Here is a 16,318-nt window from a genome sequence, read left to right as displayed (position 1 = left end):
GTATGCGCTTTCGCGCGTTGGTTGCTGTCGTGGGGGTGTTGCTTGCGGCAATGACTGTCAATGCTCTGGCTGCTTCACAGGTAAAGAGCGTTCGTCTGTGGCGAGCGCCGGATAACACGCGACTGGTGTTCGACCTGTCTGGCCCGGTCCAGCACAGCGTCTTTACCCTGACGGCGCCTGATCGCCTGGTGATCGACATCAACGGTGCGAGCCTGGCCGCGCCGCTGAAGGTGTCTACCGCCAATACCCCGATTACCGCCATGCGCTCGGCCCAGCGTACGCCGACCGACTTGCGCGTGGTCATCGACCTGAAAAAGGCCGTGACGCCAAAGAGCTTCTCCCTGGCGCCCAACGCCCAATACGGTAACCGACTGGTGGTCGACCTGTTCGACACCCCCGCCGACGCGGCACCACCGCCTGCGCCGACGCCAAGCGTGGCTACCGTGCCTGCGGTGCCGGTCAACCCGTCGCAACCCCAGGTCAAATTGCCACCGCCGCCGCCCGCGCCGGCAGGCAAGCGCGACATTATCGTGGTGATCGACGCCGGCCACGGTGGCGAAGATCCGGGGGCTTCCGGCTCACGCGGCCAGCATGAGAAAGACGTGGTACTGGCCATCGCTCGCGAGCTGCAACGCCAGGTCAACGGCATGAAAGGCTACCGCGCCGAGCTGACCCGTACCGGTGACTACTTCATTCCGTTGCGTGGCCGTACCGAAATTGCGCGCAAGAAGGGCGCTGACCTGTTCGTGTCCATTCACGCCGACGCCGCGCCTTCAACTGCTGCATTTGGTGCCTCGGTATTTGCCCTGTCGGATCGCGGTGCCACGTCCGAGACCGCCCGCTGGCTGGCCGACAGTGAAAACCGCTCCGACTTGATCGGCGGGGCCGGCAACGTGTCCCTCGATGACAAGGACAAGATGCTCGCCGGTGTGCTGCTCGACCTGTCGATGACCGCCTCGCTGACCTCCAGCCTTAACGTTGGCCAGAAAGTCCTGAGCAATATCGGTCGTGTGACGTCGCTGCATAAACAGCGGGTGGAACAAGCCGGGTTCATGGTGTTGAAGTCGCCGGACATCCCGTCGATCCTGGTGGAAACCGGGTTTATCTCCAACGCCAACGAGGCCTCCAAGCTGGCCAGCGCCAGCCACCAGCAAGCGCTGGCGCGTTCCATCAGTGCGGGCGTGCGCCAGTTCTTCCAGCAGAACCCACCACCGGGCACTTATATCGCCTGGCTACGCGATTCCGGCAAAATCGCCCAGGGCCCGCGTGACCATCGTGTGCAGCCCGGCGACACCGTTGCCATGCTGGCGGTACGTTTCCAGGTCACGCCTGCGGCCCTGCGCAGCGCCAATAACCTGAAAACCGATGAGTTGAAGATCGGCCAGGTGTTGACCATTCCCGGCACTGAATTGGCGGCACAGTAATGAGCGAATCCTTGTTGAACAGCGGCTCGCGCATCGAATTGCTCAGCCCGCGCCTGGCTAACCAGATTGCTGCGGGTGAGGTCGTCGAGCGCCCTGCGTCGGTGATCAAGGAGCTGCTGGAAAACAGCATCGACTCTGGTGCCAGGCGCATCGATGTCGACGTGGAGCAGGGCGGCGTCAAGTTGCTGCGGGTACGTGATGACGGCAGCGGCATCTCCTCCGATGATCTGCCGCTGGCTCTGGCCCGTCACGCCACCAGCAAGATCCGTGATCTGGAAGACCTTGAGCGGGTCATGAGCCTGGGTTTTCGCGGTGAAGCCCTGGCCTCCATCAGTTCCGTGGCGCGCCTGACCCTGACCTCCCGCACCCGCGACGCCGAGCAAGCCTGGCAAGTGGAAACCGAAGGCCGCGACATGGCGCCTCGGGTCCAGCCGGCTGCACACCCGGTGGGCACTTCGGTGGAGGTGCGCGACCTGTTCTTCAACACCCCGGCGCGGCGCAAATTCCTCAAGGCCGAGAAAACCGAATTCGATCACCTGCAAGAAGTCATCAAGCGCCTGGCCCTGGCCCGTTTCGATGTGGCGTTTCACCTGCGCCACAACGGCAAGACCATCCTCAGTCTGCACGAAGCCAACGACGACGCCGCCCGCGCACGACGTGTGGCAGCCGTGTGCGGCAGCGGTTTCCTGGAGCAGGCGCTGCCGATTGAAATCGAGCGCAATGGCCTGAGGTTGTGGGGTTGGGTGGGGTTGCCGACGTTCTCCCGTAGCCAGGCCGACTTGCAGTACTTCTTTGTGAATGGCCGTGCGGTTCGCGACAAGCTGGTAGCCCACGCGGTGCGCCAGGCTTATCGCGACGTGCTGTTCAACGGCCGGCACCCCACGTTTGTGCTGTTCTTCGAGGTCGACCCGTCGGTGGTCGACGTCAACGTGCACCCGACCAAGCACGAAGTACGCTTCCGGGACGGGCGCATGGTGCATGACTTCCTGTATGGCACGCTGCACCGCGCCTTGGGCGATGTGCGCCCGGATGATCAACTGTCAGCGCCGATTGTCACGGCGGTGGTGCGCCCGAGCGGTCCTGAGGCCGGTGAGTTCGGTCCGCAAGGTGAAATGAGCCTGGCGGCCAACCTGCTGCAATCGACGCCGTCGCAGCCAGCCTACACGGCGCCAAACTCGGGTGCCGGTGCGGGTTACCAGTACCAATACACACCGCGCCCGCAATCGACGGTGCCGGTGGCCGAGGCCCAGGCGGCTTACCGGGAGTTTTTCGCGCCGCTGCCGGGTGCCGAGCCGGGTGCTGCTCCCTCGTTGCCGGAAGGCGGCGGTGATATCCCACCGCTGGGCTATGCCCTGGCGCAGCTCAAGGGCATCTACATCCTTGCGGAAAACGCCCATGGCCTGGTGCTGGTGGACATGCATGCCGCCCACGAACGGATCATGTACGAGCGCCTGAAGATCGCCATGGCCAGCGAAGGCCTCAGCGGTCAGCCGCTGCTGGTGCCGGAGTCCCTGGCCGTGAGCCAGCGCGAGGCCGATTGCGCCGAAGAACACCACAGCGTGTTCCAGAAGCTGGGTTTTGAGCTACAACGCCTGGGCCCGGAAACCCTGGCGATCCGTCAGATTCCCGCGCTGCTCAAGCAGGCCGAAGCCAACCGCCTGGTGGCCGACGTGCTGGCAGACCTGATGGAATACGGCACCAGTGACCGTATCCAGGCGCATATCAACGAATTGCTCGGCACCATGGCCTGCCACGGCGCCATCCGCGCCAATCGCCGCCTGGCCCTGCCGGAAATGAACGGCCTGCTGCGTGACATGGAAAACACCGAGCGCAGCGGCCAATGCAACCATGGCCGACCGACCTGGACCCAAATGGGCCTGGACGATCTGGACAAACTGTTCTTGCGCGGCCGTTGATGAGCGCCTTGCCCCCCGCGATCTTCCTGATGGGCCCCACGGCCGCCGGCAAGACCGACCTGGCTTTCGAGCTGACCAAGGTGCTGCCCTGCGAGTTGATCAGTGTCGACTCTGCCCTGGTTTACCGGGACATGGATATCGGCACGGCCAAGCCGTCCAAAGCGCTATTGGCCCAATATCCGCATAAATTGATCGACATCATCGACCCGGCGCAGAGCTATTCGGCTGCGGATTTTCGCACCGATGCCCTGGCGGCCATGGCCGAGATCACCGCGCGCGGTAATATCCCGCTGCTGGTGGGTGGCACCATGCTCTACTACAAGGCATTGCAGGAGGGGCTGGCCGATATGCCGCCTGCCGATGCCCAGGTGCGCGCCGAACTCGAAGAAGAGGCTGTACGCCTTGGCTGGCAAGCCCTGCACGACCAGTTGGCAGCGGTGGACCCCGTGTCCGCAGCGCGCATCCACCCCAATGATCCCCAGCGCCTTACCCGTGCCCTGGAAGTTTGGCGTGTCAGCGGCCAGACCATGACTGAACATCGGCTGAAACAAAGTGCGCAAAGTGCTGATGCAGGCGCATCTGGACAGTCACAATTGCCCTATACTGTGGCGAATCTGGTCATCGCTCCGGCAAATCGCCAGGTGCTGCATGAACGAATTGCACAAAGATTCACAATTATGTTGGAACAGGGGTTTGTGGACGAGGTCGTAGCACTGCGTTCAAGAGGTGACCTGCATGCCGGGCTGCCTTCGATACGTGCTGTAGGCTACCGCCAAGTCTGGGATCATCTGGATGGCAAGCTGACGTCAGCCGAAATGCAGGAGCGCGGCATCATCGCCACGCGCCAATTGGCGAAGCGCCAGTTCACCTGGCTGCGCAGCTGGAGCGATTTGCACTGGTTGGACAGCCTGGACAGCGACAATCTGTCACGCGCCTTGAAATACTTGGGAACGGTCTCCATATTGAGCTGAGTCCTTGCAATTGCCGTCTATCCTTGGGGGTGTGACGGCCATAAGCTATCTATTTTCCGATTTTTTATTATTGATCCTTAAAGGAGTGCGGCACATGTCAAAAGGGCATTCGCTACAAGACCCTTACTTGAACACTTTACGTAAAGAGAAAGTTGGGGTTTCCATCTATCTGGTCAACGGTATCAAGTTGCAAGGCACGATCGAGTCGTTCGACCAGTTCGTGATCCTGCTGAAAAACACCGTCAGCCAGATGGTCTACAAACACGCTATCTCGACAGTCGTTCCAGTTCGTCCAATCCGTCTGCCTAGCGCAGCAGGTGATGAACAGGGTGACGCTGAGCCAGGTAACGCCTGATAGGAGTCTCCTTTGTTCTTTGAGCGCCACGGTGGTGGTGAGCGAGTAATCCTCGTTCACTTGGATGGACAGGACCCTGAGGCGCGCGAAGATCCGCAGGAGTTTCAGGAGTTGGCAAATTCGGCCGGCGCCGAGACCGTTGCGTTTTTTAACGTGCCGCGTCATCGGCCAACCGCCAAATACCTGATCGGCAGCGGCAAGGTCGAGGAACTGCGCGACCTGGTTCACGCTGAAGAAGCCGATCTGGTGATCTTCAATCACACCCTCACGCCCAGTCAGGAACGTAACCTCGAACGTGTTTTCGAGTGTCGCGTGATCGACCGTACCGGCCTGATTCTCGATATTTTCGCCCAGCGCGCCCGTACCCATGAAGGCAAGCTCCAGGTCGAACTGGCCCAGCTTGATCACATGAGCACCCGCCTGGTTCGCGGCTGGACTCACCTTGAGCGTCAAGGTGGCGGCATCGGTATGCGCGGTCCGGGTGAAACCCAGCTGGAAACCGACCGGCGTCTGCTGCGGGTTCGCCTGCGCCAGATCAAGGGCCGCCTGGAAAAAGTCCGCAGCCAGCGCGAACAATCGCGCCGTGGCCGTTCCCGTGCGGATATCCCTACCGTGTCCCTGGTGGGCTATACCAACGCCGGCAAGTCCACGCTGTTCAACAACGTGACGAAATCGGACGTGTACGCGGCCGACCAACTGTTCGCCACCCTCGACCCGACCTTGCGCCGTCTGGACATAGACGACCTGGGGCCGATTGTCCTGGCCGATACCGTGGGTTTCATTCGTCACTTGCCGCACAAGCTGGTCGAGGCATTTCGGTCTACGCTCGAAGAGTCGAGCAATTCCGACCTGCTGCTGCACGTGATCGATGCGGCCGAACCGGATCGCATGTTGCAGATTGAACAGGTCATGGTGGTGCTGGGCGAGATTGGTGCCCAGGACTTGCCGATCCTCGAGGTCTATAACAAACTCGATTTGCTTGAAGGTGTTGAGCCACAAATCCAGCGTGACGAAAACGGCAAGCCCCAGCGGGTCTGGCTGTCGGCGCGTGATGGCAGTGGTTTGGACCTGCTTGAGCAAGCAATTGCCGAACTGCTGGGCAGCGATTTGTTTGTCGGCACCTTGCGCTTGCCGCAGCGTTTTGCTCGACTGCGGGCACAGTTTTTCGAACTGGGTGCGGTACAGAAAGAAGAACACGACGAAGAAGGTGTCAGCTTGCTGGCCGTTCGATTGCCACGCTCGGAGCTCAATCGACTGGTCAGTCGCGAGGGTGTTGTGCCGGCGGAGTTCATTGAACAACACACTTTGCAATAAAAGCCTGAGAAAGCGGTTGTGCCGCAGTAGCAGGCATTCTGTAGCATTGGTCGGCGCGCCGTGGGTGCGTCTTTGCTTTATCAGATGGAGAGCGCTATGGCTTGGAATGAGCCGGGTGGCAACTCGAATAATCAGGATCCTTGGGGTGGTAAGCGCCGCAATAATGGCGACCGCAAGGGGCCACCGGATCTCGACGAGGCCTTCCGAAAGCTGCAGGAAAGCCTGAATGGGTTGTTCGGTGGTGGAAAAAAACGTGGCGGTGACGACGGCGGTCGCACCAGCAAGGGCGGCGGCTACGGCCTGCTGGGCCTGGGTCTTGTCGTGCTCGCGGCCGTATGGCTGTACAGCGCGGTCTACGTGGTGGACGAGCAGGAGCAAGCCGTGGTGCTGCGCTTCGGCAAGTACTACGAGACTGTCGGGCCGGGCCTGAACATCTATTTCCCGCCGATCGACAAGAAGTACATGGAAAACGTCACGCGTGAGCGTGCGTACACCAAGCAGGGCCAGATGCTGACCGAAGACGAGAACATCGTCGAAGTGCCGCTGACCGTGCAGTACAAGATCAGCAACCTGCAGGATTTCGTGCTGAACGTTGATCAGCCGGAGATCAGCCTGCAACACGCAACCGAAAGTGCCCTGCGCCATGTGGTGGGCTCCACCGCCATGGACCAGGTGCTGACCGAAGGTCGTGAATTGATGGCCAGTGAAATCAAGGAGCGCCTGCAACGGTTCCTCGATACCTACCGCACCGGTATCACTGTCACTCAGGTGAACGTACAGAGCGCCGCGGCACCGCGTGAAGTGCAGGAAGCGTTTGACGATGTGATCCGCGCCCGTGAAGACGAGCAGCGTTCGCGCAACCAGGCTGAAACCTATGCCAACGGCGTTGTGCCGGAAGCCCGTGGTCAGGCCCAGCGCATCCTTGAAGATGCCAACGGTTATCGCGACGAAGTGGTCTCGCGCGCCAAGGGTGAGGCAGATCGCTTTACCAAGCTGGTTGCCGAGTACCGCAAGGCGCCGGAAGTCACGCGTGAGCGTCTGTACCTGGACACCATGCAGGAAGTTTTCAGCAACACCAGCAAGGTTCTCGTGACCGGCAACAAGGGTGGGCAGAACAACCTGCTGTACCTGCCGCTGGACAAGATGATCGAAAGTGGTCGTAGCGGCACCAGCGCACCGTCCACCGGTTCGAATGCCGCTGCCAACGAAGCGAGCGCCCGTGCGGCCGCTGACTTGCTGCAACAGCAAACACGTACCAGGGAGAGTCGTTGATGAGCAATAAATCGCTGACCGCCCTGATTGTGGGCGTCGTCGTGGTCATCGCTGCCTGGAACTGCTTCTACATCGTGGCTCAGACCGAGCGTGCGGTGCTGCTGCAATTCGGTCGCGTGGTCCAGGCGGATGTCCAGCCAGGCCTGCATGTGAAAGTCCCCTACGTCAACCAGGTGCGCAAGTTCGACGCCCGCCTGATGACCCTGGATGCACCGACACAGCGCTTCCTGACCCTGGAAAAGAAAGCCGTGATGGTTGACGCCTACGCCAAGTGGCGCGTCAAGGATGCCGAGCGCTTCTACACCGCGACCTCCGGCCTCAAGCAGATTGCCGACGAGCGTTTGTCCCGTCGTCTGGAATCGGGCCTGCGTGACCAGTTTGGTAAGCGCACCCTGCATGAGGTGGTTTCTGGTGAACGTGATGCGCTGATGGCGGATATCACCCGTTCGCTGAACACCATGGCGGAAAAAGAGCTGGGTATCGAAGTCGTCGATGTCCGGGTCAAGGCCATTGACCTGCCCAAGGAAGTGAACCGCAGCGTGTTCGAACGTATGAGCACCGAGCGTGAGCGTGAAGCTCGTGAGCACCGTGCCAAGGGTAACGAGCTGGCTGAAGGTATCCGCGCCGATGCTGACCGTCAGCGCCGAGTCCTGCTGGCAGAGGCCTATCGTGAGTCTGAAGAGGCCCGCGGTGATGGTGATGCTCAAGCGGCGGCGATCTACGCCAAGGCTTACGGCCAGGACCAGGAGTTCTACGCGTTCTACCGTAGCCTGCGTGCCTACCGTGAAAGCTTCGCGAACAAAACCGACGTACTGGTGCTGGACCCAAGCAGCGACTTCTTCCGCTACCTGGAAAAGTCCAAGTAACAGGCCTGTGATTCTGTAGGGGGCACTCCGTCGGGCGGCTAAAATGCCTGGCGGGGTGATCCTTTCAGAAAACGGGTGTATGATGCGGCAGCCGGGAAATTCCCGGCTTTTTTGCGTCTGCATGTTTGATTCGGCAGGCGTGACAGGTTTTTCGAGGAAAGTGCCCGACGAGGCCGTTTGCAGGCCGTTCGTCACGTCGCTCTTGCGCGTGGTTTATGCAGGAGGCGGGTATTTTCTGCTTCACTCAAGGCTCGGCCGAGGGCTGGCCGCCCGGATCAAAGGGGAATGGCGTAATGGCAACGGTAGACCGCTGGCTGCTGCCAGATGGCATCGAAGAAGTACTGCCACCAGAAGCTGCGCGCATTGAAGTAGCGCGTCGCCAGGTGTTGGATCTGTTCCAGAGCTGGGGTTACGAGTTTGTCGTGACTCCCCATATCGAGTACCTGGAATCCCTGCTGACCGGCGCGGGCCAGGACCTGGATCTGCGCACCTTCAAGGTGATCGACCCGCAATCGGGCCGGCAAATGGGGTTCCGTGCCGACATCACGCCGCAAGTGGCGCGCATCGACGCGCACACCCTGCGCCGCGAAGGTCCGAGCCGCCTGTGCTACGCCGGCAGCGTGTTGCATGCCCAGCCGCGAGCCTTGTCGTCTTCGCGCAGCCCGATCCAGTTGGGTGCCGAGTTGTACGGCGATGCCAGCCCGAGCAGCGACGTTGAAGTGATCAGCCTGATGCTGGCCATGCTGCAACTGGCTGACGTGCCCGATGTCCACATGGACCTGGGCCACGTCGGTATCTATCGTGGTCTGGCCCGTGCGGCTGGCTTGTCCGGTGAAGTGGAGCAACAGTTGTTCGATGCCCTGCAGCGCAAGGCGATCGACGAAGTGATCGCCCTGACCGAGGGTGTGCCGGCTGAACTGGCCGGTATGCTGCGTGCGCTGGTGGACCTGTGCGGTGGTCGTGAAGTGCTGGTGGCTGCGCGTGAGCGCCTGGCCAATGCGCCGGCGCCGGTATTGGCGGCACTGGATGACGTGCTGGCGATTGCCGAACGCTTGTCGGCGCGGTTCCCGCAGCTGCCGCTGTATTTTGATCTGGGCGAGTTGCGCGGCTACCACTACCACACCGGTGTGGTGTTCGCGGTATTTGTCCCGGGTGTTGGCCAGGCCATCGCCCAAGGTGGTCGTTACGACGATATCGGCGCCGACTTCGGTCGCGCGCGTCCGGCCACTGGTTTTTCCACCGATTTGAAAACCCTGGTGACCCTGGGGCGTGCTGAGGTCGAGCTGCCGTCTGGTGGCATCTGGATGCCCGACAGTACGGACGCGGCGCTCTGGCAGCAGGTTTGCCAGTTACGCAGTGAGGGTCAGCGTGTGGTCCAGGCCTTGCCTGGGCAGCCATTGGCCGCCGCCCGTGAAGCGGACTGCGACCGGCAATTGATTCAGCAGAACGGGCTTTGGCAAGTATCGCCACTGGCTTCTTGAGTTTTCCTGCCGGCCATCGCCGGCACCAAGTTTGCGCGAATGAGGACAAGTGTTATGGGTAAGAATGTCGTAGTCCTGGGCACCCAATGGGGTGATGAGGGCAAAGGCAAGATCGTTGATCTGCTGACCGAACATGCTGCCGCCGTAGTGCGCTACCAGGGTGGCCACAACGCTGGCCACACCCTGGTCATCGATGGCGAAAAAACCGTCTTGCACCTGATTCCGTCGGGCGTACTGCGCGAAGGCGTGCAGTGCCTGATCGGCAACGGCGTGGTAGTTGCACCTGACGCCTTGCTGCGCGAGATCACCAAGCTGGAAGAGAAAGGCGTACCGGTGCGCGAGCGCCTGCGCATCAGCCCGTCCTGCCCGCTGATCCTGTCCTTCCACGTTGCACTGGACCAGGCCCGTGAAAAGGCCCGTGGCGAGCTGAAGATCGGCACTACCGGTCGCGGCATCGGTCCGGCCTATGAAGACAAGGTTGCGCGTCGTGGCCTGCGTGTGGGCGACCTGCTCAACATGCCGCGCTTTGAAGACAAGCTGCGTGAACTGGTGGATTACCACAACTTCATGCTGGTGGGTTACTACAAAGAGCCTGCCATCGAGTTCGACAAGACCCTGGCCGAGTGCAAGGAATACGCAGAGCTGCTCAAGCCGCTGATGCTGGACGTGACCGCCGAGCTGCACGACCTGCGTCGCGCCGGCAAAGACATCATGTTCGAAGGCGCCCAGGGCTCGTTGCTGGACATCGACCACGGCACCTACCCGTACGTGACCAGCTCCAACACCACTGCTGGCGGCGTTGCCACAGGTTCAGGCGTTGGTCCGATGTTCCTGGACTACATCCTGGGCATCACCAAGGCTTACACCACCCGTGTAGGCTCGGGTCCGTTCCCGACTGAGCTGTTCGACGACGTTGGCGCGCACCTGGCCAAGCAAGGTCACGAATTCGGCGCCACCACTGGCCGTGCTCGTCGTTGCGGTTGGTTCGACGCCGTTATCCTGCGTCGCGCTATCGATGTGAACAGCATTTCGGGCATTTGCCTGACCAAGCTGGACGTACTCGACGGCCTGGAAGCCATCAACATCTGCGTCGGCTACAAAGACGCGCAAGGCAACGACGTTGCCCCGACCGACGCTGACAGCTACGTGGGCCTGCAGCCTGTGTACGAAGAAGTGCCAGGTTGGACCGAATCGACCGTGGGCGCCAAGACCCTGGAAGAACTGCCAGCCAACGCCCGCGCTTACATCAAGCGTGTGGAAGAGCTGATCGGTGCACCGATCGACATTATTTCGACCGGCCCGGACCGCAACGAGACCATCGTTCTGCGGCACCCGTTCGCTTAATAAATTGTTGATGTAAAAAGCAAAGGGCTCCTTCGGGAGCCCTTTGTCGTTTCTGCCTGGCAAACGGCACGACCCTTGCTGTGTTTCCCTCTTTCGAGGTGCTATCAAATTAGTGGCACCCGTGGTGGAGGGGTTTCCAGTGTCTGCCGTTCTCTCGTTGTTACAAAGCCGTCTGTTGCGGCCGGTGTTCGTTACCCTTGGTATCGCCCTTTTGGTGCAAGTGCTGGTTGCCGTCGCGCTGACGCGGAGCACCGTGACCGCGCTGGAAGCTGATTTGGGTAATCGTCTGGGCATCGATAGTCAGAAACTGTCTGGCGAATTGGCCCAGGCCGGCAAGGAGGTCACGTCCAGCCTCGACAGCTTGTCCTCCAGCACGCGCCAGCGCCTGACAGCCGGACTTTCCACGCGTCTGCAGGAAGAGCAGAAGCAACTGCGTGCGACCCTGGAAAAAGACCTGAAGGACTCCGCCAATGACATGGCGCAGTTGCTGGCCTCGGTCGCGCCCCGCGCCATGTGGGACAGCGATGTGCCAACACTCTCGGAATTTGCCCGGCGTGCCCAACGCAATCCCAACGTGTTGTTCGTCGTGTATGACGACGCCGCGGGTGAGCACCTGACGCGTTATCTGAACCGTGATAACCCGATCAACCAGGCGTTGCTGGCAAAGTGTGCGGGTGAGCGTGCCCTCGATAAAGTGCTGAACGCGGCCAAGACAGACCCGTCGGTGTACTACGTCGAAGCCTCCATCAGCCCAAATGGTGTGGAAATCGGCAAGGTGCGCATGGGCGTGTCGACCGCTGCGGTTGAGGCCGACCTGCAAGCGTTGGATAAGCGCTTTGCCGCGCTGATCGCCAGCGGTGATCAACTGGTGGGCGATAGCCTCCAGGGGGCGGCGGCTGATAGTGCCAGCGCCATGGGCGCCAGGCTGCAGTCGGCACAGGCAACTGCCACCCAAATGACTGCAAACACCTCCAGCGCCGTGCAAGAAGCGGCGGGCGCCCTGCGTTGGCGTATCGGCATGGGCCTGGCATTGGTGGGGCTTGGCGTATTGCTGTTGCTCGCTGTTGTGTTGGGCCGGCGCGTGGTCAATCGTCTCAAGCTGCTTATTGCCGCCATGGACGACCTGGCGGCAGGCGAGGGCGACCTCACCAAGCGTGTGCAGATCAACAGCAAGGACGAAATCGGTGATATGGCTTCGGCGGTCAATCGCTTTGTGGATAAGTTGCAGCCCATCGTGCGTGAGGCGGGCGATGTGGCCCAGCGTACCGGTGTGGAAATCGGCGCCATGACATTGCGTAACGCGGGCGCCGACGCGGCAGCGGGTTTGCAGCGCGACGAGGTTGCAGAGAGCTTGCGCGCACTTTCGCAAATGGCTGACGAGGCCCAGGCCGAAAGTCACGCCATGCAAGCGGCCTTGCAGCAGGTGGTGGATATTCGCCAGGCCACGGATGAGAACTCGCGCACCTCGGCTGAGGTCGGCAGCTTGATCGAGGCGTTGGCGGGGCAGGTGCAGGCTGGCTCCCAGGTGATCGAGCGGTTGGCGCAGCAAAGCGAGCAGATCGAAGTCGTGCTCACCGTGATCCACGGTATCGCCGAGCAAACCAATTTGCTTGCCCTGAATGCGGCTATCGAAGCGGCGCGGGCGGGCGAGACTGGACGTGGCTTTGCGGTGGTGGCGGACGAAGTGCGTGCGCTGGCCAGCAAGACCCAAAGCTCTACCGGCGACATCCAGGCGCATATCGTGGCGTTGCAACAGGGCGCGCGTGAGGCGGTGGAAACAATCGGCAAGGCTGGCCGCCAGGCCAATGAGGGCTTGCTGGTGTTGCGCGACAGTGTGCGTTTGCAGCAGACAGTACAAGCGTCGGTGGAGCAGGTGCACGCCGCGATTGGTCTGGCGACGCGTGCGGCTGAGCACCAGGCTCAGGGCGCCCATGCGGTGCGTGGGCGGGTGGAAGTGATCCATGCCCAGGCCGAGCGTGCGGCGCAGGCTGTGGTGGAGACGACGGCCAGTGGCAAGGTGCTGGATGGGTTGGCGGCGCAGTTGAAGGCGAGCCTGGGGCAGTTCCGGGCTTAGTGGTGTCCATACCGGCCACATCGGGAGCAAGCCCCCTCCCACACTTGATTTGCGAACACATTCAAATGTGGGAGGGGCGGTGCGACGATTCGACTTGCCCCCGATAGCGGTCTCAGCGACTCAGATACATCCGAGTCGTAAGTAGATACACCGGCAACCCCGACACCAATATCAACAACGCTGCATACGGTGCCGCCGCCGCAAACTCCACATTCGAAGTATGCGCCCACACGGCCGTCGCCAAGGTATTCAACCCGGTCGGGCTCAGAAGCAAAGTCGCCGTCAATTCCTTCATCGCATCCAGAAACACCAGCGCAAATGCCGCCCCTAACGCCGGGAAGATAATCGGCAACGTCACTCGGCAAAACGCACTGAACGACGAAGCGCCCAACGTGCGCGCCGCCTCCTCCAGTTGTGGTGCCGCTTTGTTCAAGGCCGTACGAATCGGCGCCTGGGCCAATGGCAAAAACAGCAACGCATAAGCGATCAGCAACAACGCCGAGGTCTGGTACAGCGCGGGCACGTAATGCAGCGCGAAATACACCAGTGTCAGTGCAATCACCAGGCCGGGCAGGGCGTGTAGCAGGTAAGGCAGGCGTTCGGCCCACAGTGCCAACTGGCCTTTGTAGCGCACCACCAGCAAACCTACGGGCACCGCCAGTACCAGGCACAACGCCGCGCCTCCCAGCGACAAGGCAAGTGAGGAGAGCAACGCCTCGCCAATTTCAGCCAGTGGAAACGCGGCGGAAGATCCGACGGCCAACCAATAACCGAGCATCCCCAGTGGAATGCCGCTGCCAATGATCGCCAGCGCCAGGCAATACACCTGCCCCAATGGTGCCCACTTGCCCAGCCGGACCTGCTCGGCATGTCGCGCCGCGCCCTGGCCAATGCGCACGTGTCGGCCTTTGCCACGCACGCGCAACTCCAGCCACAGCAAGGTCAGGCACATCACCAGCAACACCGCCGAGAGCATCGCGGCATTGGCGTTGCTGAATTCCAGTTCGAATTGCTGGTAGATCGCGGTGGTAAAGGTCTGCAGGCCGATGATCGACAAGGCCCCGAACTCCACCAGCATGTGCAGGGCTATCAGGAGTGCCCCGGCCAATAGCGACGGCCATAGCAGCGGTAAGGTGACGCGAAAGAACACGCCCCAGCGATTCAGTCCCAGGGTGCGCGCGGACTCTTCCAGGGACGGGTCAAGGTTGCGCAAGGTTGCTGCCACCGGTAGAAATACCAGCGGGTACTTGGACAGACTCATCACCAGAATCGCGCCACCGAGCCCTTCGAAGCTCGCGCTCAGGGACACCCAGGTAAAGCTGCTGACAAACGCAGGTACCGCAAACGGCAGGCACAGGATTACGCCCCAGATCCTTCGTCCCGGCAGGTTGCTGCGTTCCAGTAGCCAAGCCAGGGACAGGCCGATCACACCACAGGTCACGGTCACGCCGACCATCAGCGCGAGGGTGTTGCGCAGCAGGCCAAACACATAAGGCCGCCACAGCAGATGCACCGCCTCTGCCCAGCCCGCTTGCCAGGCCTTGAGCCCGACATACGCCAGCGGCAGCAGGCTCAGGCCCACTAGCAGCAGTACCGGCAGCAACAGCCAGATCGACGGGCGTTTGCGCCGTGGGCTGAATGCCCCGGCCGTTAGCGATGCGGTCATCAGTTCAAGCCAACGTCACGTTCCAGTTCCAGGGCTTCTTCGGCGTTGCCAAGGTCGGCTGGGGTGACTTTCGGCGGCTGCAGCTCGCTGAAGGGCTTGAGGCCACGGTTGGATTGCATGCCCTTGCGCAGCGGGTACTCGGCCGAGGTGTTGGTGATCACGCGCTGGCCTTCTTCACTGGCCATGAATGCCAGCAGTTGCTGAGCTTCTTTGGGGTGTTTGCTGGATTTCAGTGCGGCAGCGGAGGATACGGTGATCAGGCCGCCAGCATCGCCATCGGTGAAGTAGTGCAGTTGGGAGTCCAGGTTGGTTTTTTCCTTTTTCAGGGCAAACCAGTAATAGTTGTTCACCAGCACGGTGGCCACTTCGCCATTTTCAACGGCCTTGAGGGCGACCATATTGTTGCTGTACACCTTGCCGAAGGCGCGCAGGCCGGTCAGCCACTCTTCGGCGGCTTCGCGACCGTGCAGTTTGATGATCGCCACGGCTTGTTCCTGGAAGGCACCGCTGGTGGGCACGAAGCCAACCTTGCCTTGCCACTCGGGGCCGGCGAAATCCAGGACGGATTTGGGCAGGTCCTTTTCAGCAATCAGTTTTGGATTGAACGCCACCACGCGGGTGCGTGCAGTCACGCCCATCCAGTCACCATTACGACCGACGTAATCCTTGGGCAGCACGTCGAGGGTGCTGGCATCGATCTTCGCCAGCAAGCCTTGCTCGCCGAGTTTGTTCAGCGGCGGCGATTCTTCGGTATAGATCACGTCGGCGGGGGAGCGGTCACCTTCTTCGACGACCTGGCTGGCCAACTGATTGCTGCTGCCTTTGCGCACGTTGACGTGAATGCCGGTCTTGGCTTCAAAGGCTTTGGCGAGTTCATCGCCGACTTCCTTGTGTTGGCCGTTGTACAAGGTCAGGGCGATCTTGTCGGCAGAATAGGCGGCGGGCGAGAGCAGGGTCAGGCTGAGCAGGGTGAGGCTCAGGCCGCGCAGAAGGGATGTTTTGAGACGGTTATCGCGGATCATCATCCGAAGTGTTCCTCGCTATATGCAACAAATCATTGCAAGGATAAACGATAAAACTTCTCAAGTGCGGACGAGGGGGGGAAATCGCTGGGGAGTTTTTCGAGCGTCAGAAACGAAAAAACCCGCTTTCGCGGGTTTGATCTGAATTTGGTGCCCAGGAGAAGACTCGAACTTCCACGACCTTGCGATCACCAGCACCTGAAGCTGGCGTGTCTACCAATTTCACCACCTGGGCATTATCTAACAACGTTGCCGCTGTTGATGGGGCGAACTATACGGCGGGCTTTTTGATCTGTAAACCCCTGATTCGAAAAATATAAATCAATTTTTCCGTTAAAAATCAAAGGTCTGAAACGAAAAAACCCGCTTTCGCGGGTTTGATCTGAATTTGGTGCCCAGGAGAAGACTCGAACTTCCACGACCTTGCGATCACCAGCACCTGAAGCTGGCGTGTCTACCAATTTCACCACCTGGGCATTATCTGACAACGTTGCCGTCGTCGATGGCGCGCACTATACGGAGCGATATTTGAGCTGTAAACCCCTGCCATGAAAAAACCCTGGAAAATTTCGCCAGTGGTCGTGCAAGGTGCGCGGTGGGGGGGCGTAAAGGT

At 60.9% G+C, this 16,318-nt stretch carries 12 protein-coding genes and 2 tRNA genes; 10 read left to right on the top strand and 4 right to left on the bottom strand.

Features of this window, described 5'->3' with window-relative positions:
* Positions 1-2: 2 nt before the first annotated feature.
* From E4O98_RS14300 to E4O98_RS14255, 10 genes are all read left to right on the top strand, one after another.
* The gene (locus tag E4O98_RS14300; protein WP_248135563.1) at positions 3-1,424 is read left to right on the top strand and encodes an N-acetylmuramoyl-L-alanine amidase; all 1,422 of its coding nucleotides are present in this window, start codon (positions 3-5) and stop codon (positions 1,422-1,424) included.
* Between the two features lie 14 nt (positions 1,425-1,438).
* A complete protein-coding gene (gene mutL, locus E4O98_RS14295; RefSeq protein ID WP_164699556.1) occupies positions 1,439-3,340 on the top strand; it encodes a DNA mismatch repair endonuclease MutL in 1,902 nt (633 codons plus the stop codon).
* A complete protein-coding gene (gene miaA, locus E4O98_RS14290) occupies positions 3,340-4,311 on the top strand; it encodes a tRNA (adenosine(37)-N6)-dimethylallyltransferase MiaA (RefSeq protein WP_248135561.1) in 972 nt (323 codons plus the stop codon). Before mutL ends, miaA begins: the two co-directional genes overlap by 1 nt.
* Positions 4,312-4,405: 94 nt before the next feature.
* A complete protein-coding gene (gene hfq, locus E4O98_RS14285; protein ID WP_003188059.1) occupies positions 4,406-4,666 on the top strand; it encodes an RNA chaperone Hfq in 261 nt (86 codons plus the stop codon).
* Positions 4,667-4,678: 12 nt separating this feature from the next.
* Positions 4,679-5,980 (top strand): ribosome rescue GTPase HflX, encoded by a 1,302-nt coding sequence (hflX, locus tag E4O98_RS14280; protein ID WP_032878202.1) that lies wholly within the window; start codon positions 4,679-4,681, stop codon positions 5,978-5,980.
* A 96-nt stretch (positions 5,981-6,076) separates the two neighbouring features.
* Positions 6,077-7,252: an FtsH protease activity modulator HflK gene (gene hflK / locus E4O98_RS14275; RefSeq protein WP_005784234.1), complete on the top strand. Its 1,176-nt coding sequence runs from the start codon at positions 6,077-6,079 to the stop codon at positions 7,250-7,252.
* A complete protein-coding gene (hflC, locus tag E4O98_RS14270) occupies positions 7,252-8,118 on the top strand; it encodes a protease modulator HflC (RefSeq protein ID WP_003188064.1) in 867 nt (288 codons plus the stop codon). The genes hflK and hflC overlap by 1 nt, the downstream gene beginning before the upstream one ends.
* Before the next feature lie 293 nt (positions 8,119-8,411).
* A complete protein-coding gene (locus tag E4O98_RS14265) occupies positions 8,412-9,599 on the top strand; it encodes an ATP phosphoribosyltransferase regulatory subunit (protein WP_032878199.1) in 1,188 nt (395 codons plus the stop codon).
* Positions 9,600-9,653: 54 nt separating this feature from the next.
* Positions 9,654-10,943, top strand: coding sequence for an adenylosuccinate synthase (locus tag E4O98_RS14260; RefSeq protein ID WP_005784238.1), 1,290 nt, complete (start codon positions 9,654-9,656; stop codon positions 10,941-10,943).
* 139 nt (positions 10,944-11,082) lie between these two features.
* On the top strand, positions 11,083-13,017 hold the full coding sequence (locus E4O98_RS14255) for a methyl-accepting chemotaxis protein (RefSeq protein ID WP_248135559.1): 1,935 nt from the start codon (positions 11,083-11,085) through the stop codon (positions 13,015-13,017).
* 112 nt (positions 13,018-13,129) lie between these two features.
* Here the strand turns inward: E4O98_RS14255 and E4O98_RS14250 are convergent, their stop codons facing one another.
* The 4 genes from E4O98_RS14250 to E4O98_RS14235 all read right to left on the bottom strand — a co-directional run bounded on the left by E4O98_RS14250 (position 13,130) and on the right by E4O98_RS14235 (position 16,181).
* Complete coding sequence (locus E4O98_RS14250; RefSeq protein ID WP_032878196.1) at positions 13,130-14,683, bottom strand: iron ABC transporter permease; 1,554 nt, start codon at positions 14,681-14,683, stop codon at positions 13,130-13,132.
* The gene (locus tag E4O98_RS14245) at positions 14,683-15,708 is read right to left on the bottom strand and encodes an iron ABC transporter substrate-binding protein (RefSeq protein ID WP_032878194.1); all 1,026 of its coding nucleotides are present in this window, start codon (positions 15,706-15,708) and stop codon (positions 14,683-14,685) included. The genes E4O98_RS14250 and E4O98_RS14245 overlap by 1 nt, the downstream gene beginning before the upstream one ends.
* Before the next feature lie 145 nt (positions 15,709-15,853).
* Positions 15,854-15,940, bottom strand: a tRNA-Leu gene (locus E4O98_RS14240).
* Positions 15,941-16,094: 154 nt separating this feature from the next.
* Positions 16,095-16,181: transfer RNA gene (locus E4O98_RS14235), tRNA-Leu, on the bottom strand.
* Positions 16,182-16,318: the final 137 nt, after the last annotated feature.

The organism is Pseudomonas sp. W2Jun17, from assembly GCF_023127795.1.
Taxonomy (GTDB): Bacteria; Pseudomonadota; Gammaproteobacteria; order Pseudomonadales; family Pseudomonadaceae; genus Aquipseudomonas; species Aquipseudomonas synxantha_A.
The sequence above is the reverse complement of the archived record's forward strand: the minus strand, read 5'-3'. Positions and strand labels throughout refer to the sequence as shown.